Consider the following 22,313-nt stretch of genomic DNA (forward strand, 5'->3'; position numbering starts at 1 on the left):
AAAATAGCTAACTTTTTCCTAAAGAAACTACAAAAGCTGCCATGCCAGTTTCGCAGCCCCTACCATGCCAGCCTGATTGCCCAGTTCGGCTCGCAGTAGCTGTAAGCCTGCACGGGAACTGGGAAGCACTCGCCGTTCAATTTCAGCCTGTACGCTGGGAAAGAAAAAGTCAGCACTGGCGCTCACTCCTCCCCCAATGATGATCGCCTCTGGGGTTAAGACATAAATCAGACTTGCCAGTCCGGCCCCTAAGTCCTGTCCATATTGCTGCCAGAACTCTAGTGCTTTGGGATCACCTGCTAAAGCCATGGCTCCTAATTCGTCAGGTTCCATCCCTGTACGACGACGAATTGCCTGAACAGACACATACTGCTCCAGGGATCCCTGATTGCCACTATTACAGGGTGGCCCGTCCGGACTTAGGGTAATTAATCCCAGTTCCCCAGCAGTTCCATGATGACCGACAAACAGTTTGCCATCCAAAATAATCGCTCCACCAACACCAGTGCCCAGGGTTAACAGAATCAGGTTGCGGTACCAGCGTCCGGCTCCTAACCAGGCTTCACCTAATCCAGCACAGTTGGCATCATTGGCAATTACCGTGAGTCGGCCTGTTTTCGCTTCCAACCAGTCTGCCAGGAGAACATCCTGCCAGCCGCTAAGATTAATTGCCACTCTCGCAATTCGTCCGGTAGCATCCGCAGGCCCAGGAGTTCCCACGCCGATTGCCACAGCCTTCCGCTCCGCGTCTATTTCAGCGATCGCAGCGACCATCGCCACCAAGACCGCTTCTGGAGTGGCAGGTTGGGGAGTTGGGATCCTAAGAGTCTGAAGACAGGTTCCATCTTGAGTAAAGCGCCCCAGTTTGATGGCTGTTCCTCCCAGATCGATACCTAAAACTTGAGGAGCCGTTGGGGACTCGCTGGGAGTAACATTCATCATCAAAAGGTTACTAAGATTCAAAGGGGCAGGATAAATGGCTAGACAGACCTGTCATTCGTCATCGGTCATTCCTCCTTGAGGAATGGGAAGAACAAAGGACAAAAAACCACTAGCTAGCCATTTTATAGGAATTGAGGAACACTTTAAATTCTTGCAAAGCCCGCTGATCATTGCTTGCTTTTGCATCCAGGGTAGCCTGGAAAAGCTTGCTGGCTTGATTACGGGCCTGATGCCAGTTGAAACCCTGGTTTCTGAAGCTGACAAGTTTGTTATTTGGCCGTTTCCTTGACTGCCCCCAGCCAATTCTGAAATTCAGATCGTTTCTTTCCCATGAACTGGTATTGGCTTTGCGCTTCGAAAACTGGCTGTTTTGGTTATTTTGAGGTTTGCGATCGCCTCCCAAAAGACGTGAGCGATCAGAGGCAAACGGTTGATTTAAGGTGTAGCTGGCTAACTCTGTATGCCTTAAAGGCAATGGCAACGGGGCGATCGATCTGGATGCAACAGGACTGCCACGGTGTAAAAATATCGGTCGGATAGCATGGCCTTTTAATAAACTGACCGTCACCTTGGCTGTATGGGCAACCTCTGGTTTCCATATTTGCTGAGAGGCTCTGGAGAGGGAACTAGCCGCAACCAATACCAGTGTTGTTAAACCGACGGTCGCCAGCCATCTGGTTTTCAGTTTCATTTGATACCTCATAGCAGCAAAAACAGGTGATAGAGAGATAGAGATTAATACGACTCAATCTGACTCATTTCCGGCAAATTTGATTTTGTTGCAGGCTGAGTTGCAGGCCGGAAGAGGCAATTAACTTAAAACCGGATCTCCTGAACTTAATGTAGACACTCCTCTTACCAGACATAACAGATGAATCAGAATAACTGTAAAAATTTATGCAACCTTCATACAGATTTGTCTGAACCAGCACCAGTCACTTTATCCTTCCTCATAACCAGGGATCTGGCTTGGCCTTTCCCAAATTCGCCTTAGAAGGTCATACGCTCAATTGGCACAATGGGATAAAAGCGTCGTAAAGCACCCTGTGTCCCCTAAAATCAGGGAATGCAATACCAATCTCCCTTTTCGCAAATCCCCTCCTGTACCTGGAACCGACCCATTGGCCTGGGTTGGAGCCATCCCTATACGGTTCGTTATCCCAGTAACCTGGATGATGGCCCCTGGCATGGGATGCCCCTGGGTGGGTTGGGAGCTGGATGCATTGGTCGTTCCCATCGAGGCGACTTCAATCTCTGGCACATTGACGGTGGAGAGCATGTCTTTCAAACCATACCCGCCTGTCAATTTAGTGTCTTTGAACAGGCCAACGGCAAAAGCCAGGCATATGCTTTGTGTACGGAAGCACCAAAGGATGGCAGCTTGAGTGCGTGGCAGTGGTATCCAGGTAGCAGGGAGTCGGAAATCGGAAATCGGAAGTCGGAAGTCGGGGATTGGAGATCGAGAATTGGGGAAGGTAGGGAAGATGAAGAATCTAAAATCCAAAATCCAAAATCCAGAATTTCTACTGGCACCTATCACGCGCTTTATCCCCGGAGCTGGTTTGTCTATGAAAACGTTTTTCAGGCCACGCTGACGTGTGAGCAGTTTTCGCCGATCTGGGCACACAATTATCAGGAAGCCAGTTACCCGATCGCGGTCTTTCTGTGGACAGCCTCTAACCCAACCGATCAACCCCTAACGCTCAGCATCCTGCTGTCCTGGCAGAATATGGTGGGCTGGTTCACAAATGCCATGAAATCTTCGGAGGTGCAAATTCGGGATGATGGCAGTCCGGTGTATGACTATCACCCTCGCTTAGGAGACAGTCAGGGCAATTTTAATCGACTGATGCGGGAGGGCCAACAACTGGGGATTGTGATGGCCAGGGAGCCACAAACCGCAAGCCATGAACCAGCAGAAGGAGATGGACAGTGGGCGATCGCAGTTGACATACCAGCCAATGCCGGAGCCTTTTACCATGCCCGCTGGAACCCTGTTGGGAACGGAGCAGAATTATGGACACCGTTTGCACGGGATGGTTCCCTCTCCAATATTGAGAACTTAGCTCCGGCCCAGGAGGGAAGACAGGTGGGATCTGCGGTCGCTGTTCGCTTCACCCTGCAACCGGGAGAAACGCTGCAAGTTCCCTTTGTCCTCAGTTGGGACTTTCCCGTGACGGAATTTGCTCAGGGAATTATCTATTTTCGGCGGTATACCGATTTCTTTGGCCGTAATGGTCAGAATGCCTGGGCGATCGCACAGACTGCTCTCAGTCAATACAAGGCCTGGCAACAGCAGATCCAGATCTGGCAAGAGCCAATCCTGCAACGGGATGACCTGCCGGACTGGTTCAAAATGGCTCTGTTTAATGAACTGTACGACCTGACGGATGGAGGAACCCTGTGGAGCGCGGCTACAGAGCAAGATCCGATCGGCCAATTCGCTATTCTGGAATGCCTGGACTACCGCTGGTACGAAAGCCTGGATGTCCGATTGTATGGCTCGTTTGCCCTGTTAATGTTGTTTCCCGACCTGGAAAAAGCCGTTCTGCGAGCCTTTGCACGGGCCATCCCTACCAGCGATGAGCAAACTCGCGTGATTGGTTACTATTACACCCTTGGGGCCGACAGTCCAATGGCGATGCGCAAAGTCGCAGGAGCCACCCCTCACGATCTGGGCGCACCCAATGAGCACGTCTGGGAAAAGACTAATTACACCAGCTATCAGGACTGCAACCAGTGGAAAGATTTGCCCTGTGATTTTGTCTTGCAAGTATACCGGGACTTCCTGTTCACTGGTGCCACCGATCTGGATTTTCTTCAGGAATGCTGGCCTGCGATCGCCCAAACCCTCCACTACCTCAAATGCTTTGATTACGATTACGATGGCATCCCCGAAAACGGCGGTGCCCCTGACCAAACCTTTGATGACTGGAAACTTCAGGGAATCAGTGCCTACTGTGGTGGCCTATGGCTGGCTGCTCTGGAAGCTGCGATCGCGATCGGACGTATACTCGCCGAGCAATCCACCGATATTCGTCTTCTGTCCACCCTCTCCAAAAACATTGGCAATTTTCAACTCTGGCTAGAGCAATCCCAAAACCTTTACCATGAGACTCTCTGGAACGGGCAATACTACCGCCTGGATAGCAAAAGCGGTTCCGACATCGTTATGGCCGATCAACTCTGTGGCCAGTTTTACGCTCGCCTCTTGAAATTGCCGGATATCGTTCCCGTTGATTGCGCCAAAACCGCCCTTTCTACCATTTACGACGCTTGTTTTATTAAGTTCAACGACTACCTGGCAGCAGGTGGAGAAACTCGTAGCGATGGTCGGATTGCAGAAGCGATCGACAAATTGCCATTTCGCTCCTCTTTACCAGTAGGGGTAGCTAATGGAGTCCGATCCGATGGCACTCCAGAAAATCCTAACTCCACCCACCCCCTAGAAGTCTGGACAGGGATCAACTTTGGACTGGCCGCCTTCCTGATGCAAATGGGCATGAAAGACGCAGGCCTTGAAATCACAAAAGCAGTAATTGAGCAAATTTATAACAATGGCTTGCAATTCCGCACTCCAGAAGCCATTACTCCTACCGGAACCTTCCGCGCCAGCCACTATTTGCGGCCAATGGCGATCTGGGCTGTTTATGGAGTACTAAGTGGAGCGTTATAGATAGCAAAAGCATCCTAAACTTGATATAGTAGTATGCTAATGCGGCGGCATCGCCAAGTGGTAAGGCAAGGGTCTGCAAAATCCTCACCCCCGGTTCGAATCCGGGTGCCGCCTTTAAGGGATATAGGCTCTGGGGACGTATTCTAGAGTCTTACATTATTCTAGAGTCTTACATATTGTGCCAAATTTGAGCAAGTTGGGTCAAAAGTAAGCAAAAGGATCAAAAGAAACGTGTGCGTTTGCCCTAAACTCGACCTAAAATAGTTGACAGGTGTCACCTAATTCTGAGATTCTAATAATTGGCTGAAGTGTGCGGGCATAGCTCAGTGGTAGAGCGTCACCTTGCCAAGGTGAATGTCGCGCGTTCGAATCGCGTTGCCCGCTTTCTCAAATATTCTCCTGGCTTCCGAATAATTCTTAATTGCGCCCTTGCACTCAGTGTAGCGGCTTTGGTTCTACTGATTGGTATCTTCAATCCCCTAATTGAGGGGTGGGCTGCAAGCATTCCGGCGAATTACCTACCTGGCTTGCAAGGATGTGCTCTGCAAAAGGTCATACCGCGAGTTGGGACAAACAGGAGTACTATCAAAATTTTTTTCGTAGGCAATAGTGGTACGGATGAGCTTGGCGACGGAGCCGAACCTCTTCTTGCCAGTGCTGGCTATCAAGTTGAGCATCAAAAATTCAGTATTCCAGGAAGCGCCCCTGTCCTATCTCTGGCACTTTCAAAACAGTGCAGGCAGGGATAAGTCACCCCTGGCCCTCATGCAGAAGATGCAGCCCGATCACCTGACAATTATGCCGATTTACAGGTCTGCCTATTCCGATCCGAATGAGCAGAACATTGTCCCTGTAAGTTCCGACTATCTCCCTAAACCCGATGAAAAGAATATTCCAGAACCTGGAGATGTTCACATCGGCTCCTTATTCTACTCTTATGCTCAAAGGGCAAATCTGAGCGTAAAGCTGTGGCTGTACTCAGTTTGGCCAAATAATCAAGATTCCAGATATCAAACAACTGCCCAATGGGATGCCTGGGTACGCAACAGGCAAGCGGAGAATGAGGAGACTCGTGCCAGTATTGATCGGGTGAGTGATGGTAAGCCGATCGGCATAGTTCCGGCTAGCTCTGGCTTTACGCCTTAACCTGCTTCATCGCATACTCTCACTATTTTCCCCTTTTAATCATGATAATATTGCCGATAAAAAATACCTTCTAGAGTTTTTTAGAATTAGATTACAACCCGAAAATAAGGCTTTAGCTTACGGTCAGAGGGGGGACTTGATGACCTGTCTGTTAATTGCTTGAATCAAAGGGTAATCAATTAACGTCCGGCCAGGAAGCTGAAACTTTGCCCTAAAAGACGCAGTGTTCTGGAGGATGGAAGAGGGTTAATTTATTCAGACAAGATATTTGCAACTGCATCCTGGTGCTGCCTGTGCAACCACAAAAATCTCAAAAAATTGATTTAACACAAGATTATCCCTGTCCTTGCCGTAGACGAGGGCGATTATCCCCGATCGCACTTACGGAAGCCTTCGGATGCAACCGTTGTCAACAAATCTTTGTCGTGGATGAAACGGGGCAGGTTCTGGAACAGCTTTCGGGAAGTTATCCTTATAAGCGGGCATGGCGGTGGAATGGTCACCAGTGGAATCCAGCCCATGTGGGTTTGGGAGAAAGCTATCTACCTGTCGCCCTGGGTATTACCCTGATCATGTTGATCATCTGGTTGCCGCTGGCCCTGAATGCCAAATCAAATTCATCGGGTATCGTTCTGATCGTTGGAGTGTTACTTTTGGCCGTGCTGCCCGCACTGATGGTGTTGCTGGCTTATAGACGATAACCCATGACAACGGATTTTTCTGACGGACTAATTGCCGATCCACTCGTTGCTGTACGGGCTGCCCATCGAGCTTCGATCCAATTAGCAACGACCAAAGGTGTACTGCGTAGTCAAACCGTTTATGCGATGGCGGAAGCGCTGAAGCAGCAACAAAATGATATTCTAGAAGCTAATACGCTGGATCTGGAAGCCAGTCGCGAAATGGCAGTTCCTGATCTGATCCTGGAATGGCTGAAACTGACTCCGGAACGAATTCAAACAGCGGCTAACCTGCTGCGGCGATTAAGCGAACTGCCTGATCCGATCGGGCGGGTGATGGATGCGGCCTACCAGATTGATCACTGCCAGACTTACTCCCAACTCATGCCCCTGGGGGTAATTTCACTGATTTACGAAGCCTTTCCTGAACTGGCCGCCCTGGCCGCAGGGCTATGTGTGAAAACGGGAAATAGCCTGGTGCTCAAAGGGAGCAGTGAAGCCAGCCATTCCAATGCGGCGATCGCACAAGCCTTATGGTCAGCGATCGAAAAAAACGGACTGCCCGATGGTTGCCTGCAGGTGCTGTCCTCCGATCAGGGTGCTTCCATCCGTGATCTGATTGTGCAGGATCAGTACGTGAATCTGATCATTCCCTACGGACGACCCAGCCTGGTGCAGCAAATTGTCCGCCAGGCTACGGCTCCTGTCTTGCGATCGGCGATGGGTAACTGTTACCTGTACTGGTCACCTTCTGGTAGTTTGGATGCCGTGCGCTGGATTCTCATTGATAGTCACCAGAGCGAACCAGATCCGGTGAATGCGATCGAAAAAGTCTTAATCCATCCCAGCCAAAATCCTTCCTCCCTGATCATTTTGTGGAATAGCCTGCGGGAAAAGGGCTTTGAACTCCGAGGAGATGCCGACCTCGTGGCTGAATTTCCAGAACTGAAACTGGCAGAAGAAAGCGAATGGCGACAGGCATATCTGGCCAAGGTGATCGCATTTAGATCTGTTCCCAGTCTGGAAGCAGCCATCACCTGGATTAATTTGCACAGCAGTGGTCATGCCGATTGTCTGGTCACTGAATCCTATCAGGAGAGTCGTTCCTTTGCCCTGGGAATCAACAGCGCCTCCACCTACATCAACGCCTCACCCCGTTTCTCCCGCAACCCCAAACGAGGCGACTCCATATTCCTTGGCATGTCAAATCAAAAAGGACACCGTCGCGGGCCAATTAGCCTGGAAACCCTGACGACGGTGAAACACATTATTCAAGGAACAGGACAGTTTTGAGTAGTTTTAAGTTTTAAGTTTTAAGTTAAAAACTCTAATGGATGGAGGTTTGAGATTATCCCAGCCAACTACCCTCCTCTAATGGCTCAAAACTTAGAACTCAACACTTAAAAAAACTCAACACTTAAAGCTTACTCCTTCTCAACTAGCTTGACCTTTGTAGCCAGTCCCAGGGTTTGTAGGAATTGGATAGTCATCCAGGTGAGGTCGATTTCCCACCATTGCAGACCGTGGCGGGCGGAGTGTTGGAAGGCATGGTGGTTATTGTGCCAGCCTTCACCGTAGGTCATCAGAGCCACCCACCAGCAATTGGTAGAGCGATCGCCAGATTCATAAGTCCGGTAGCCAAATAAATGGGTGGCACTATTGACTAACCAGGTGCAATGAAAGACCACCACGATGCGGACAAAAATTCCCCAAATGACAAAGGGCCATCCGCCCAGGAAGTATAGCAAAACGCCGAAAGCTACCTGAATGGGAATGAAATAGTTTTGGCAGAACCGATAAAATGGATCCTCTGCAATGTCCCGTGTAAAGCGTGGGATATCAGCTCTGGCAGGCGACTGATAAAGCATCCAACCCATGTGACTCCACCAGAAGCCTTTAGTCGAATCATGGGGATCCGCATTTTGATCGGAGTGCAGGTGGTGGATACGGTGCATTCCCACCCACTCGATCGGGCCACCCTGACAGGATAAGGTACCGCAGAATACCAGGAAGTACTCCAACCACTTGGGAGTCTGAAAACTGCGATGGGTCACCAGGCGATGAAACCCCAGAGTAATCCCCAGTCCACCTGTTACCCAGTGGAGAAACACAGCCAGTCCCACGGCTGCCCAGCTAAAGGTTCCTGGCAAGAAGGCGGCCAATGCTCCCAGATGCAGGAACGCCATATAGGCGATAATGGCCCAGTCTGGTTGGAGTTTATTTGAAGTTGCAACAGTCATGCATTCGTCCCGAAAAAATTTACAGTGCCCGCTTAGCCAAAACTCACTCATTGTAAACAAAAACATTCAAATAGATTTGTCCCCCCGGCGAGAGAAAACTTTATAGAGATTTAGGATGTTTGTTGAATGAGTGAGGAACGATGAACGGATCCGATTTGATCGCAGAGGCCGAAAAGGCACTATCCCTGATTTTTTCCGGTATTGACTCCCAGGTCAAGGAAAACCTGAAGCGAGTCCTATCAGCATTTCGCAAGTATCGGGTTGGCCCCCACCACTTTGCTGGGGTCACGGGCTACGGTCATGATGATTTAGGACGGCAGGTATTGGATCAGGTGTTTGCCGAAGTAATGGGGGCAGAAGCGGCAGCCGTGCGGGTGCAATTTGTCTCAGGAACCCACGCAATCGCCTGCGCGCTCTATGGAGTTCTCCGTCCAGGAGATGAAATGTTGGCCGTGGCCGGTGCTCCCTACGACACCTTGGAAGAAGTGATTGGTTTGCGGGGGCAACATCAAGGGTCCCTGGTTGAGTTTGGCATCCAGTATCGGCAATTAGAGTTAACCGAGCAGGGGACGATCGACTGGCAGGCATTAAGCACGGCCATCAAACCCCACACTCGATTAGTTTTGATTCAACGCTCCTGTGGCTACTCCTGGCGTCCTAGTCTGGCGATCGCGGATATTGAAAAAATCGTGGCCCTGGTGAAACAGCAGAATCCCGACACGATTTGTTTTGTCGATAACTGCTATGGCGAATTCATTGAAACCGTAGAGCCAACCGCCGTTGGAGCCGATTTGCTGGCCGGGTCGTTGATTAAAAATCCGGGGGGAACGATCGTCACGGCGGGCGGATATGTGGCTGGACGATCGGATTTGGTGGAACAAGCGATCTGCCGCCTCACCGCTCCCGGTATTGGCAGTTCAGGAGGAGCTACCTTTGATCAAAATCGGTTGCTATTCCAGGGACTGTTTCTGGCACCTCAAATGGTCGGTGAAGCGATCAAAGGCAATCATTTGACGGCGTATGTGTTCGATCGCCTCGGTTATCCCGTCAATCCGCTACCAATGGCTCCCCGTCGGGATGTGATTCAGGCGATTCAACTCGGCTCTCCTGCCAGACTCAAAGCCTTTTGTCGGGCCATCCAACAGCAATCCCCGATCGGCTCCTACCTGGATCCCGTGCCTGCGGCAATGCCCGGTTATGAAAGTGAACTGGTGATGGCGGGAGGCACCTTCATTGATGGCAGCACCTCGGAATTTTCAGCCGATGGCCCGCTGCGGGAACCCTACATTGTCTTCTGTCAGGGGGGCACTCACTGGACTCATGTGGCGATCGCCCTGGAATCTGCGATCGCGGCGATTCAAGCCACCTGATTCCTAAAAACTATGAATTCTTGCCTGCTCTCTAACTTGAATCTGCATTGAATTACGAGGTATTCACCTTTCTCCCTAAGCATCGCCGAGGCTGACCTCTTTGGATCAAGACGCTATCATAGGGGAATTGATAAACAATGTTACAAATTATCAATGATTGTTTCTTCCTCTGGTTTCGCTAAACTCAAAGCCTCACTCGCCGAGAAAATCTTCTTTGGTCACGAACCCAGTGCGGAGTTGCTGGCCATCCTGCTGGTTTACTTTGTTCAGGGCATTGTGGGATTGGCCCGGTTAGCCATCAGTTTCTTCTTAAAGGATGAATTAGGCTTGAGTCCGGCTGAGGTTTCTGCTCTGGTCGGAATTGCCGCCCTGCCCTGGATGGTCAAACCTCTATTTGGATTTATTTCCGATGGCTTGCCGATTTTTGGGTATCGCCGTCGCCCTTACCTGGTTTTGTCGGGGATTTTGGGAGCACTGGCGTGGTTGGCGCTGGCAACCGTCGTTCATTCCCCGTGGGCGGCAACCCTGGCGATCGCCCTCAGTTCCCTGTCCGTAGCCTTCAGTGATGTGATTGTAGACTCGATCATTGTCGAACGGGCAAGAGTCGAATCGGTTGGCAATGCAGGTTCTCTCCAATCCCTCTGTTGGGGCACCTCGGCAGCGGGAGGCTTGTTTACCGCTTACCTGAGTGGTTGGTTACTGGAACATTTTTCCACCCGCACTGTCTTTACCGTTACGGCCATTTTTCCCTTATTTGTCTCTCTGGTAGCCTGGAGCATTAGTGAAGCTCGCCTGACGGAACCCACCAACTGGTCAGTCGTTGGCAATCAGTTGAAACATCTGCGTCATGCCGTCACCCAAAAGTCGATCTGGCTGCCCACGGCGTTTTTGTTTCTCTGGCAGGCCACTCCCACGGCAGAATCTGCCTTTTTCTTCTTCACCACAAACGAACTGGGATTTGCCCCAGAATTTTTGGGACGAGTCAGACTGGTGACCAGCATTGCCTCTCTGTTGGGAGTCTGGGTGTTTCAGCGCTTCCTCAAGGCTGTCCCCTTCCGGGTGATTTTTGGTTGGTCTACAGTGATTTCTGCCGTTCTAGGTCTGTCCACCTTGCTGCTGGTGACGCACACTAACCGCGCTTTGGGCATTAGCGATCAGTGGTTCAGCCTGGGAGATAATCTGGTGCTGACGGTGATGGGCCAGATTGCCTTCATGCCCGTCCTGGTACTGGCTGCACGACTCTGCCCTCCAGGAGTGGAAGCCACTCTATTTGCCTTGCTAATGTCAGTAGTCAATCTGGCAGGTTTACTGTCCTACGAGTCTGGTGCTGTCCTGATGCACTGGTTTGGCATTACAGAAAACAACTTCAGCAACCTGGCTCTCCTGGTTGTCATTACTAACCTCACAACGCTGCTCCCCCTCCCCCTGTTGGGCTGGCTTCCCGGTGCTGAAGCAACTCCAGTGGCTGAACCGGTTGAAGCTCATTTACAGCCGATAACGGCCCTGGAAATGGATTCCTCGGCCTCCAAGCACCTGGCGCAACCCTTTTTACCCGACCTCTTGACCGAGTTTGTCTCCCCACCGCGGGAGCCGGAACCGGTTGAAGAGTGAAGGGAATAGGGAGTAGGGAATAGGGGAAGGTTTAAGTTCTCAGTTATCAGTTGACTGAAGATTTAGAGAATAGTTGCGATTCATCATGCCTTTCAATTGACACACTGAATCAACTTCCCCGCTAACCACTTGAAACTCAAAACCTAAAACTCAAACCTTCACCTTTTCTCTGCTGCAAGACAACTTATGACTAACGTTGAATTAAGGCGGCCTCAAATCTCTGAGCATTCATACTGCCGGGAAGATTGGCAACGGGGCTATCGATCGCTGACAGAAGAGTTTGATTACTGGATTGATGAGGTCGATGGAGAGATTCCTGCCGACCTGCAAGGAACGCTGTTTCGGAATGGTCCCGGATTATTTGAAATCAATGGTCAGCGATTGCAGCATCCCTTTGATGGAGATGGCATGGTCTGTGCGATCGCCTTCTCCAAGGGTCGTGCCCACTTTCGGAATCGCTACGTTCGTACCGCAGGGTACCTGGCAGAACAAAAGGCTGGACGTATCCTGTACCGGGGGGTGTTTGGCACCGATAAGCCAGGGGGCTGGTGGGCCAACCTGTTAGACTTCCGCTTAAAAAATATTGCCAACACCAATGTGATCTACTGGGGTGGCAAACTGTTGGCCCTCTGGGAGGCGGCAGAACCCCATCGCCTTGACCCTGATACGCTGGACACGCTGGGATTGGATGATCTGGATGGGCTGCTGCAACCGGGAGATGCTTTTGGTGCCCATCCCTGGGTTGATCCAGCCTGCGAGGGGGATAATGGCAATCCCTGCCTGGTGAATTTTTCCCTGAAGACAGGGTTGTCCTCCGACCTCACCCTGTATGAATTCGATCGAGCGGGACAGTTACAGCATCAGCACTCTGCGATCGTCCCCGGTTTTGCCTTTATCCACGACTTTGCCATTACCCCTCACTACGGCATCTTCTTCCAGAACCCAGTCAGCTTCAATCCGCTGCCCTTCTTGCTAGGGCTGCGATCGGCAGGAGAGTGTATTCAATTTCAAGCCGATAAGCCAACGCGGATTGTGTTGTTGGCCAGGCAGGGCGATCGGAGATCGGAAATCGGAAATCGGGGAACGAAAAAAGGGCCAGCTCAGATTTTGGAAGCGCCATCGGGGTTTGTGTTCCATCACGCGAATGCGTTTGAGGATGGAGACGAAGTGGTAGTGGATTCGATTTGCTATGAGTCTCTGCCATCCGTTGATCCGGATGGGAATTTTCGGGAGGTAGATTTTGAGGCCCTGGATCCGGGACAACTCTGGCGCTTCCGGATGAATTTGCAAACGGGCGAAATCACTCGTCGCAGGCTGGAGAGTCGTTGCTGCGAATTTCCCTCTCTGCATCCGGCGAAGGTGGGGCGATCGTACCGCTATCTTTACCTGGGAGCGGCCCATGCACCGAGTGGCAATGCTCCCAATCAAGCCATTTTGAAGGTGGATGTGGAATCGGGCGATCGCCACCTCTGGAGTGCCGCACCCTGGGGCTATGTCGGTGAACCCGTGTTTGTACCCCGTTCTCCCAATCCCTACCAGCTAACCGGGGCCGAAGATGACGGTTGGGTATTGACGATGGTATTTGATAGCAGTCGCGATCGATCCGATCTGGTGATCCTGGATGCCCGCGATCTCTCCGTCGTAGCCCGCTTGCACCTGAAGCACCATGTTCCCTATGGACTGCATGGAAATTTCACAACGGAGGTGTTTGGGATTTAGGGATCAGGGGTTGGGGATGAGGGATCGGGGGAGAAATCCAAAATCCAAAATCTAAAATCCCAAATTCCTCGACTCTTAGCATCTAAAGAGATTCTAAAAACGTGGGTTTCCTGACATAGCGGTTTTGCTGCGAGTTTTCGATTGTTGATCAGGGGCAGACTCTTCTAAACTGCAAATGACCCTTTTTCCGGACAATCGACCATGACTACTTACGAGATCGAAACTGCTCACCAGGATGCCGCCCTCCGTGCCCAGATTCTGAGTGAAGCGTTACCCTATATTCAGCAGTTTGCTGGGAAAACGATCGTCGTCAAGTATGGTGGCGCGGCCATGAAGGATAGCATTCTGAAGGATCAGGTGATTCGGGATGTGGTCTTTATGTCCTGCGTGGGATTGCGTCCGGTTTTAGTGCATGGAGGTGGGCCAGAAATTAATACCTGGCTGGATAAGCTGGGGATCGAGGCGCAGTTCAAAAATGGCCTGCGAGTTACCGATGCACCGACGATGGAAGTGGTGGAAATGGTGTTGGTAGGCCGGGTGAATAAAGAAATTGTGTCTCTGATTAACCAGGAAGGAGGATCAGCAGTCGGAATTTGTGGCAAAGACGGCAATCTGATTACAGCCCGACCCTCAGATGCAGAAGGAGTGGGGTTTGTGGGAGAGGTACAGACTGTCAATACCAGGCTGGTAGAAGCGCTGGTCAATTCGGGTCATATTCCGGTGATTTCCAGTGTGGCCACTGACGAAACGGGACAACCTTACAACATCAATGCTGATACTGTAGCTGGAGAAATTGCCGCTGCTTTGGGAGCCGAAAAATTAATCCTATTAACTGATACCGCAGGCATTTTGCGAGATTACAAAGACCGCTCAACCCTGATTACCCGTCTGGATATTTCCGATGCTCGCAGGTTAATCGAGGAAGGAGTAGTGTCCGGTGGTATGATTCCCAAAGTTAATTGCTGTGTGCGATCGCTGGCCCAGGGAGTCCGTGCCGCCCACATCATCGACGGTCGCCTTCCCCACTCTCTGCTCCTGGAAATCTTCACCGATGCCGGAATCGGCTCGATGATTGTGGCATCAGAATTTGCAAGATAGTTATAAGTTTCAAGGTTTAATTTCCCCTGCCCACCGCTTGCTGAATTGACTCCAGCCCTTCGGCATCCAGCTTTTGCAGCAGTCCCTGAAGAATTCGCCGTACCATCCAGGGGCCTTCGTAAATCCAGCCAGCGTAGACCTGGATCAGGCTGGCTCCAGCGGTGATTTTTTCCCAGGCATCCGCTGCCGTGAAAATGCCACCGACACCGATAATCGGAAGTTGGCCCTGAGTTTCTTTGTAGATGAAGCGAATTACTTCTGTCGATCGCGCTCTTATTGGAACGCCACTGATGCCACCCGCTTCCTCTGTCACAGGCTTGCCCGTCTGCTCAATGATGCGAGTTTTCAGGCCATCTCGCTGAATGGTGGTGTTAGTGGCAATGATTCCGGCCAGATGATACTCCTGTGCCAGTTCTAAAACATCGGCGATCGCCGCCCACTCCAAATCAGGGGCAATTTTCACCAGCAGCGGCTTTTGCTCTGTATTCTCCTGCTGTAAGGCTTGTAGAATGGGGGCGAGTTGAACTTTGTCCTGCAGCGATCGTAATCCTGGCGTATTGGGTGAACTGACATTAACCACAAAATAATCGCCCCAATCCTTCAGCAGGCGAAAACTATTGAGATAATCCTGGGCGGCTTCCTCCAGAGGCGTAATTTTGGATTTGCCCAGGTTGATCCCCAGTGGGAAATGAGCGGTTGAGGGGGGCCTATCTCCTCCATCTCCTCTCCCATCTCCCCTTTGCCCCCATCTTTTCCTCAACCTCTCTGCCATCACTGCTGCACCCTGGTTGTTAAATCCCATGCGATTCAGGACAGCCCGATCGGTCAGCAGGCGAAACAAGCGGGGACGGGGATTTCCAGGTTGGGGATGGAAAGTAACGGTACCGAGTTCAGCAAAGCCAAAGCCAAAATCAGCCCAGAGGCCAGAGGCTACCCCATCTTTGTCAAATCCGGCAGCCAGACCGAGAGGATTAGTAAAGGTAATGCTCCACAAGCATTGCTGTAAGCGGGGATCGTCCAGACAGTAGGTGCGGTGAAGTTGCGCCCGTAACCAGTGGCTGACTTGACTTTGATAAGTTTGATCTAACCAGCCGAGTACTCTAAAGCTTTGTTGATGTAACCACTCTGGATCGACTTTGACTCCAGAAAACAAAATTGGACGAAATAGCGCTTGATAAATATCCATGTGGGCATTCTAGGAGGAATCAAGCCCTATTTTCGAACCAATGCTGCAACTATTCAAACCGTTTCCCAGATCAAAGCTGCAACCTAACCTGCTGCCTCAATTAGGATGAAGATAAGAGATTTCTTCCCAGTATTGATTATTTGTGTGGCTATCAAATTCTTCTATCAGCTTGTTTTATTAACATGGTTCAGCAAAAGGAGCCAAATACCTACGAAAACCAGTTAGTTGCTTTAGGTCGAGTCTTGCAAACCTTGCGGGAAGAGGAAGATTCTGATGTACTGGTCAATGCGGTCATCACCTATTTGCATACTGAGTTTGATTACGCCCTGATCTGGATTGGGTTATACGATCGCCTAGAGCATCGCCTGTTTGGAAAAGGCGGAATCACACCCAATGGAAATTTATCCGTCCTCAAGCAGCGATTTACTCTGAAGCCGGGAGACATTCTGGAACAGGTAGTGATTCAGCAACGACCCGTTGCCGTGCCAGACCTGCGGGCAGAACAGCGGATTAGCGATTGGCGCAAGATTGCCCAGAAGTTCGACATTCAGGGCACTGTTGTCTTTCCGATTCGCTACCGCGATCGTTGCTACGGAGTCACTTTAATGGGATCCACAGGGTGGGGCGTGACTCCGCGTGCCGATGAAAAAGTTCGCCTTTCGATCATTCTGGGAGAGTTTGCCGCTGCCTTGTATAAAATTGAAATGGAGTGGCAACGGCAACAAACCAAGCAGCCCGACAAACCGCTGTTAGAGATCCTGGCGAAGTTGCGATCGCTTAGAGGGTTAGGCCCGCGCCTGGAAGCTGTGGTCACCCATACGCACGAATTTATTCAGGCGAGCCGCACCAGCATTTACTGGTATGAACGAGAGAGGCGCTATTTTTGGCGACGGGTGGGCAACCGCCCAAAAAACACAGGCCTCATAGAAGTGAATCAACCAGCTTCCGGCATTACCGTTCAGGAGGTCAGCGGGTTCTATCAAGCACTGGCGGCTGATCAACTGGTAGCCATTGGTGAAGCCCACAGTTCCCTGAAGGCCGACACTACCACTCGCCTGATGCAACAAATTCGGGCACGATCGCTGCTGGCCGCACCGATTTTGTTTCAGGGCGAGTTACTGGGATTTCTGGCGGTTGAAGGAACGGAACCCCGAATTTGGAGTGAGGTAGAGAAAAAATTCCTACGAGGAGCGGCACAAATGCTGGCTCTGACGATTCCTGTGGATGAAATGGAAACGACGATCGAACGCATCCAGCAGGATCGGCAATTAACGGCTGAAATTGCCCGCTCTATCTACGATCAGGAGGATTGGAAAGCCACTTTCAAGCAAACGGCTGAGCAACTATGTAAGCGACTGAAGATTGAGCGATTTCTGGTACTGATGTATGACGATAATCGAGGAGAGTTTGAGATTTGCTATCAGAACTTTCCTGGAAACCGCCGCCCCCTAACGTCTTCTCTAGCAGCACTCAGTGCCCCTGATTTGAAGTGGTTGCAGGAGAGCAAAACGGCGATCGGCATCGAAAATCTGGAAAGTGAGCAAAACCTGTCAGGCTGGCGCGATCGCTGGCTGGAAATGGGGGTGCGATCGATGATTCTATGCCATACCTCAATTGGGCATCCCCTGGAAGGATTGGTGGTCATTGGGCATGAAGCCCCCCGCAGTTGGCATCGAACAGAACTGGAACTGGTGCGAATTGTCAGCCAGCAGGTGGGATTCATCTTGCACCAGTGGCAACTGCATCGCCAAACCGAGCAACAGCGCAAGATTCAACAGGCCATGCAGTGGGGAATCGAAGCGACTCAGCGAACCTATCAGGTTCCCCTCCTGGAACAAGCTACCCTGCAACATATTACCCAAGTTTTACAAGCTCCTCTGGCCGTTCTGGTACATTGGCAACCTGGACAAAGCACAGGGCAGGTACTCAGTTCACCTCCCCCCAATGATCGCTTCGCCGTTAATTCAAACGTGGCTGTTCCCCGACATACGGATTTATTAATTCGCTGGGCCTTAGAGAGCGAGGGAACTTTTTCCCTGACTACAAAAGAAATTCCAGGCAATAGTCGCCAGTGGCTGTATGGTTCTGGTATTGGTGAGCTGCTGGTAGTGGCATTGCGAACAGCCCCCCAACATGAACCCACTGGAATTGTCATTGTCGCGGATGAAGCGGGACGGCACTGGGCAGAATGGCACTTGCAAGCCTTGAATTTGCTGGTCAATCAGTTTGCCTGGGCACGTCGATCCCTGGCTCTTACCGAACAACTGATTAGCCAACGCCTCAAACTGGAGCAACTGGCCTGGTACAAGCATCGTTGCCTGGAGGAAACCCAGCGCACTGTACTGGCCGGATTAGCGCGGTTAGATGAATTGAGATCCCCCAAAGAGCCTTTGTTTTCTACCCGCTATCAGCAGATTGTACGATCGCTGCACGACGCGATCGCCTCCCTGAACCAAGTCATTCAGGAAGAACAGTGGCAAATCCGCCTCTATCCCTCCAGTCTGTCTTTAATCACCTTATTGAAACGGGCACTGGAACGAGTGGATCCCATCATTAAAGAACGGCAGTTGTGGTCGCAGGTGCATGATGAAACCAATCTGCTAATCAGTGGCGATATCCTCAAAATTGAACTGGTGCTGTATGAGCTGCTCACCATTGCCTGTCAACGGTCTGCTCCTGGAAGCAGAATCGATCTCTGGTGTCGTCAAATTGATACCCGCTGGTTTGAGTTGTGCATTACCGATACCGGGCACATTGAACCGCACCTGCTGCAAGAACTGGAATCCGGTCGGCCCGATTGGATGGTTCCTTCCATCCTGGATCATCCTCCTGGATTGCATTTGCTGGTTTGCCAGTCGGTGATGAAAGCAATCGGTGGACAATTCAACCTTTACAAGCTGGATGATGGCCGTAACATGAGCCGTTTAGTCTTACCCATTGCCCCCAGTTCCAACGCCACCCGTTTCGGCTAACCACTGTCAGTCTGTGTACCCACAACACGACAGATAGAGGATCCCAGCTATATCAAGCAACAGCAGCACCAGTCATCATAAGAGAAGCTTTTCCAGTAATTCGGCCAGTTCCTAGATTTTGCAACCCAAACCTAAGAAAAAGCTTGGATTTGTCCGGGAAGGGGAAGCCATGTCTAGAATGGGGCACAGAAGGGAACAAATTCAAGGAGAGTCGATATGGGTATTGCGACGATCAACCCGGCGACTGGAGAAATTGTAAAGACCTATGAGCCGCTAGCTGATTGGGAGATTGAAAACAAGGTAGCACTGGCTCAACAAGCGTTTGAAAGCTATCGCCAGACGACCTTTGAGCAGCGATCGCAGTGGATGATGGCGGCAGCTGATTTACTGGAAGCTGAGAAAGAGCACTTCGGCAAGATGATAACCCTGGAGATGGGGAAAACTTTGAAGTCGGCGATCGCAGAGGTTGAGAAATGTGCCTGGGTGTGTCGCTACTATGCCGAAAATGCGGCCAACTTTCTGGCGGATGTGCCGGGTGAAACCGATGCCAGTCGTAGCTTTGTGCGCTACCAACCCCTGGGAATTGTCTTGGCCGTCATGCCCTGGAATTTTCCCTTCTGGCAAGTCTTCCGGTTTGCGGCTCCGGCTCTGATGGCGGGCAATGTGGGCCTGCTAAAACACGCCTCAAATGTACCGCAGTCTGCCCTGGCGATTGAGCAAATCTTTCAGGAATCAGGTTTTCCCTCTGGTGTATTCCAGACTCTGCTGATTGGAGCTAACAAAGTGGCTGGACTGATGGCTGACGATCGCATCAAAGCCGGAACACTGACGGGTAGCGAACCTGCAGGAGCCAGTCTGGCCATGGCGGCTGGCCAAGAAATTAAGAAGGTTGTCTTGGAACTGGGAGGCAGTGATCCCTTTGTGGTCATGCCCAGTGCGGATTTAGAAGCGGCTGTGAATACGGCTGTCACCGCCCGCTTGATCAATAACGGCCAATCTTGCATTGCCGCCAAACGCTTCATTATTGCTAACTCTATTGCCGATGAGTTTGAGGAAAAACTGGTCGCCAAATACAAGGAATTAAAAGTCGGGGATCCCATGCAACCTGACACGGATATCGGCCCCTTAGCCACTCGATCAATTGTCAAAGAGCTAGATGAACAAGTGCAGGCAATTGTCAACGAAGGGGCAAGAGTGCTCATCGGTGGTAAAGCTCTAGATGGGCCGGGAAACTATTACCTGCCAACGATCGTCACCGATATTCCTGCCACGAGCAAAATGGCGCAGGAAGAGTTCTTTGGCCCAGTCGCCCTGCTATTCCGGGTTGCTGATGTGCATGAAGCAATTCAGGTTGCCAATAATATTCCCTTTGGACTGGGTGGCAGTGCCTGGACGAATGATCCCGAAGAACAGGAACTGTTAATTAACGGCATTGAAGCAGGAGCCGTGTTTATTAACGGTATGGTTAAGTCCGATCCCCGCCTGCCCTTTGGTGGGATTAAGCGATCAGGCTTCGGTCGTGAACTGGGAATTCAAGGCATCCATGAGTTTGTGAATATTAAGACCGTCTGGATTAAGTGATTAGACTTTTTGCAAATTGGAAAAAACATAGGATGGACACAGGGACATAGTTGTCCATGTCACGATGGCTTATGCGGGTACCATTAATGCTCAATGATGTTCTCTTGCCAATTGCTTTTGTACAAGGATCGCAGGTTCATCGATTAGCTGCCGCAATACTCAGGGTTTCGATCGCTGACGTTTGAAGGTATCAGGAGTAATTAACCCCTGGGGGAAAAAGATCGTACCAATCACAATCAACAGACCAAAAATGATCAGACGACCATCGCGTAGAAACTGAGCCAACCAGTTGGGTAGTCCTGGAATGTCTGCCATGACGCGCAGAATTTCTGGCAGCGCCGTAAACACCATACCTCCTAGGACTGGTCCCCAGAACGTTCTGGAGCCACCAATTAACACATAGGTGAGGTAAATAATGCTGGCATCAAAAGTGCCTTGGCGCGTGTTCCAGGTGTTGAGAAAGTGAGCACTGATAGCTCCTACCATGCCTGCCAAAATTGCTCCTAGAGTAAAGGCCAATACCTTGAAGTAGGTGGGGTTAATACCTATCGCATCCGCTGCCAGTTCATCTTCCCGAATGGCAATGAAGGCTCGTCCCACCCGAATTTTTTCCAGACGAAACAAAAAGCTCATACTGAGCAGCAACAGGGGCAGGGCCACCCAGAGGTAGCTAAGCGGTTCTGAGAAAGGCTGCGGAATACCAAAGATGCCCACCGCTCCACCCGTAATTTCCAGGTTCAGACAGAGGATGCGCAGAATCTCGACAAAGGCGATCGTCGCGATCGCCAGATAAATTCCCCGCAACCGCAAAGCCGGAATCCCAACTGCAATGCCCAGTACTCCACAGGCGATCGCGGCCAGCAACATCTCCAGCCCTAACAGCGGCAACGGAAATAGGCCCTGAGTGGGAGGAAAGACCTTGGTGGATAAAATCGCCGCAATGTAGCCGCCCAACGCATAAAACCCCGGACTGGCAAGGGATAATTGTCCCGCCATCAGGGGCAAGTATAAAGACAAACCCAACATAGCTCCCAACACCATCGAGACAAGCAGGAATCCGTAGTTGGAGAAGAAGTCCGTCATGGAAGGCACGTTAGCAGAGACAGGGTATAGGCTATAAAGTACAGTGCAATCGCCCCCTCTTCCAAATCGGCGCAAATTCCTGGACAATCAGGAGCAATAATTTTTCTAAGAATGTCGGAATGGATCCCCAACTTCTGCAACTGTTTGTCAATGGTATTGCCATCAGCAGTATTATCGCCCTGGGAGCGGTTGGTCTGACTCTCACCTACGGTATTCTGCGACTCTCCAACTTTGCTCACGGTGATTTCATGACATTGGGAGCATATATTACCCTGCTGGCTAATACCTTGGGGATTAACATCTGGATTGCCATGGTGATTGGCGCGATCGCCACGATCGGTGCCGCCTTATTCAGCGAGAAAATCATCTGGGCACCCATGCGTACTCGACGGGCCACCTCCGCAACCCTGATTATTATTTCCATCGGACTCGCCCTGTTCATCCGCAATGGCATTATCTTGTTCTGGGGCGGCAATAACCAGAGGTACAAATTGCCTGTAGAAGAAGCCCTACAACTTGGCCCGGTACGCCTGCCCTTTTATAGCCTGGTGGTGGTGGGGTTGGCAATCGTCACTATCTTTGGTCTGCACTACCTGTTGCAAAATACCAAAATTGGTAAAGCGATGCGGGCCGTTGCCGATGATCTGGATCTGGCACGGGTGACGGGAATTAGGGTAGACCGGGTGATTTTGTGGACGTGGATCATTGCGGCTGGCTTGACCGCCCTGGGAGGTAGTATGTTGGGCTTGGTCGAAGCCGTTAGACCGAATATGGGCTGGTTCCTGATTTTGCCTATGTTTGCAGCGGTAATCCTTGGAGGCATTGGCAATCCCTATGGGGCGATCGCAGGAGCCTTTGTGATTGGGATTGCCCAGGAAGTCAGCACCTACTGGCTGCGAACGGAGTATAAACTCGCGGTTGCCCTGGTAATTATGATCTTGGTGCTGCTTTTGAAACCCCAGGGTTTATTTAAAGGAACGGTTTAGGAAAATCTTTGTCATCAATAGAT

Annotated in this window: 16 protein-coding genes and 2 tRNA genes; 13 read left to right on the forward strand and 5 right to left on the reverse strand. The window is 50.9% G+C overall.

The annotated features are described in order from the left end of the window. Positions 1–27 precede the first annotated feature (27 nt). A complete protein-coding gene (locus ACUVQO_RS04925) occupies positions 28–963 on the reverse strand; it encodes an ROK family protein (protein WP_445924776.1) in 936 nt (311 codons plus the stop codon). Between the two features lie 88 nt (positions 964–1,051). Then, positions 1,052–1,633: a hypothetical protein gene (locus ACUVQO_RS04930; RefSeq protein ID WP_445924777.1), complete on the reverse strand. Its 582-nt coding sequence runs from the start codon at positions 1,631–1,633 to the stop codon at positions 1,052–1,054. A gap of 375 nt (positions 1,634–2,008) precedes the next feature. Between ACUVQO_RS04930 and ACUVQO_RS04935 the strand changes: the two genes are divergently transcribed. The 6 genes from ACUVQO_RS04935 (at position 2,009) to ACUVQO_RS04960 (ending at position 7,737) form a co-directional block, all read left to right on the forward strand. Further along, positions 2,009–4,618, forward strand: coding sequence for a GH116 family glycosyl hydrolase (locus ACUVQO_RS04935; protein ID WP_445924778.1), 2,610 nt, complete (start codon positions 2,009–2,011; stop codon positions 4,616–4,618). 43 nt (positions 4,619–4,661) lie between these two features. After that, positions 4,662–4,732 (forward strand) — tRNA-Cys (locus ACUVQO_RS04940). Between the two features lie 198 nt (positions 4,733–4,930). Beyond that, a tRNA-Gly gene (locus tag ACUVQO_RS04945) sits at positions 4,931–5,002 on the forward strand. Between the two features lie 234 nt (positions 5,003–5,236). Continuing rightward, complete coding sequence (locus ACUVQO_RS04950) at positions 5,237–5,764, forward strand: hypothetical protein (protein WP_445924779.1); 528 nt, start codon at positions 5,237–5,239, stop codon at positions 5,762–5,764. A 293-nt stretch (positions 5,765–6,057) separates the two neighbouring features. Continuing rightward, the gene (locus tag ACUVQO_RS04955; protein ID WP_445924780.1) at positions 6,058–6,465 is read left to right on the forward strand and encodes a hypothetical protein; all 408 of its coding nucleotides are present in this window, start codon (positions 6,058–6,060) and stop codon (positions 6,463–6,465) included. Positions 6,466–6,468: 3 nt separating this feature from the next. After that, positions 6,469–7,737, forward strand: a complete 1,269-nt coding sequence (locus ACUVQO_RS04960; protein WP_445924781.1) for a glutamate-5-semialdehyde dehydrogenase — start codon at positions 6,469–6,471, stop codon at positions 7,735–7,737. A gap of 131 nt (positions 7,738–7,868) precedes the next feature. On the opposite strand, the gene ACUVQO_RS04965 is transcribed toward ACUVQO_RS04960, so the two are convergent. Then, complete coding sequence (locus ACUVQO_RS04965) at positions 7,869–8,684, reverse strand: acyl-CoA desaturase (protein ID WP_445924782.1); 816 nt, start codon at positions 8,682–8,684, stop codon at positions 7,869–7,871. A 140-nt stretch (positions 8,685–8,824) separates the two neighbouring features. Between ACUVQO_RS04965 and ACUVQO_RS04970 the strand changes: the two genes are divergently transcribed. The 4 genes from ACUVQO_RS04970 (at position 8,825) to argB (ending at position 14,482) form a co-directional block, all read left to right on the forward strand. Next, positions 8,825–10,054 (forward strand): methionine gamma-lyase family protein, encoded by a 1,230-nt coding sequence (locus ACUVQO_RS04970; RefSeq protein WP_445924783.1) that lies wholly within the window; start codon positions 8,825–8,827, stop codon positions 10,052–10,054. A gap of 153 nt (positions 10,055–10,207) precedes the next feature. Further along, positions 10,208–11,665 (forward strand): folate/biopterin family MFS transporter, encoded by a 1,458-nt coding sequence (locus tag ACUVQO_RS04975; RefSeq protein ID WP_445924784.1) that lies wholly within the window; start codon positions 10,208–10,210, stop codon positions 11,663–11,665. Between the two features lie 186 nt (positions 11,666–11,851). Then, positions 11,852–13,384, forward strand: coding sequence for a carotenoid oxygenase family protein (locus tag ACUVQO_RS04980; protein WP_445924785.1), 1,533 nt, complete (start codon positions 11,852–11,854; stop codon positions 13,382–13,384). A gap of 201 nt (positions 13,385–13,585) precedes the next feature. Beyond that, positions 13,586–14,482, forward strand: a complete 897-nt coding sequence (gene argB, locus ACUVQO_RS04985) for an acetylglutamate kinase (RefSeq protein WP_445924786.1) — start codon at positions 13,586–13,588, stop codon at positions 14,480–14,482. 16 nt (positions 14,483–14,498) lie between these two features. On the opposite strand, the gene ACUVQO_RS04990 is transcribed toward argB, so the two are convergent. Beyond that, positions 14,499–15,668, reverse strand: coding sequence for a quinone-dependent dihydroorotate dehydrogenase (locus ACUVQO_RS04990; RefSeq protein ID WP_445924787.1), 1,170 nt, complete (start codon positions 15,666–15,668; stop codon positions 14,499–14,501). A 182-nt stretch (positions 15,669–15,850) separates the two neighbouring features. On the opposite strand from ACUVQO_RS04990, the gene ACUVQO_RS04995 reads away from it, so the two are divergent. Beyond that, complete coding sequence (locus tag ACUVQO_RS04995) at positions 15,851–18,640, forward strand: GAF domain-containing sensor histidine kinase (RefSeq protein ID WP_445924788.1); 2,790 nt, start codon at positions 15,851–15,853, stop codon at positions 18,638–18,640. A gap of 216 nt (positions 18,641–18,856) precedes the next feature. Then, complete coding sequence (locus ACUVQO_RS05000) at positions 18,857–20,221, forward strand: NAD-dependent succinate-semialdehyde dehydrogenase (RefSeq protein WP_445924789.1); 1,365 nt, start codon at positions 18,857–18,859, stop codon at positions 20,219–20,221. Between the two features lie 159 nt (positions 20,222–20,380). Here ACUVQO_RS05000 and ACUVQO_RS05005 read toward each other — a convergent pair whose 3' ends face one another. Beyond that, on the reverse strand, positions 20,381–21,304 hold the full coding sequence (locus ACUVQO_RS05005; RefSeq protein ID WP_445924790.1) for a branched-chain amino acid ABC transporter permease: 924 nt from the start codon (positions 21,302–21,304) through the stop codon (positions 20,381–20,383). Positions 21,305–21,423: 119 nt separating this feature from the next. On the opposite strand from ACUVQO_RS05005, the gene ACUVQO_RS05010 reads away from it, so the two are divergent. Further along, the gene (locus ACUVQO_RS05010; protein WP_445924791.1) at positions 21,424–22,290 is read left to right on the forward strand and encodes a branched-chain amino acid ABC transporter permease; all 867 of its coding nucleotides are present in this window, start codon (positions 21,424–21,426) and stop codon (positions 22,288–22,290) included. Positions 22,291–22,313: the final 23 nt, after the last annotated feature.

The organism is Leptodesmis sp., assembly GCF_052746595.1.

Bases quoted from the DNA above. Each gene is read 5' to 3' on its own strand.
- ACUVQO_RS04930 (WP_445924777.1), bottom strand. From the start codon at position 1,633: ATGAAACTGAAAACCAGATGGCTGGCGACCGTCGGTTTAACAACACTG.
- ACUVQO_RS04935 (WP_445924778.1), top strand. From the start codon at position 2,009: ATGCAATACCAATCTCCCTTTTCGCAAATCCCCTCCTGTACCTGGAAC.
- ACUVQO_RS04950 (WP_445924779.1), top strand. From the start codon at position 5,237: ATGAGCTTGGCGACGGAGCCGAACCTCTTCTTGCCAGTGCTGGCTATC.
- ACUVQO_RS04960 (WP_445924781.1), top strand. From the start codon at position 6,469: ATGACAACGGATTTTTCTGACGGACTAATTGCCGATCCACTCGTTGCT.
- ACUVQO_RS04965 (WP_445924782.1), bottom strand. From the start codon at position 8,684: ATGACTGTTGCAACTTCAAATAAACTCCAACCAGACTGGGCCATTATC.
- ACUVQO_RS04970 (WP_445924783.1), top strand. From the start codon at position 8,825: ATGAACGGATCCGATTTGATCGCAGAGGCCGAAAAGGCACTATCCCTG.
- ACUVQO_RS04975 (WP_445924784.1), top strand. From the start codon at position 10,208: ATGATTGTTTCTTCCTCTGGTTTCGCTAAACTCAAAGCCTCACTCGCC.
- ACUVQO_RS04980 (WP_445924785.1), top strand. From the start codon at position 11,852: ATGACTAACGTTGAATTAAGGCGGCCTCAAATCTCTGAGCATTCATAC.
- argB (WP_445924786.1), top strand. From the start codon at position 13,586: ATGACTACTTACGAGATCGAAACTGCTCACCAGGATGCCGCCCTCCGT.
- ACUVQO_RS04990 (WP_445924787.1), bottom strand. From the start codon at position 15,668: ATGGATATTTATCAAGCGCTATTTCGTCCAATTTTGTTTTCTGGAGTC.
- ACUVQO_RS04995 (WP_445924788.1), top strand. From the start codon at position 15,851: ATGGTTCAGCAAAAGGAGCCAAATACCTACGAAAACCAGTTAGTTGCT.
- ACUVQO_RS05000 (WP_445924789.1), top strand. From the start codon at position 18,857: ATGGGTATTGCGACGATCAACCCGGCGACTGGAGAAATTGTAAAGACC.
- ACUVQO_RS05005 (WP_445924790.1), bottom strand. From the start codon at position 21,304: ATGACGGACTTCTTCTCCAACTACGGATTCCTGCTTGTCTCGATGGTG.
- ACUVQO_RS05010 (WP_445924791.1), top strand. From the start codon at position 21,424: ATGGATCCCCAACTTCTGCAACTGTTTGTCAATGGTATTGCCATCAGC.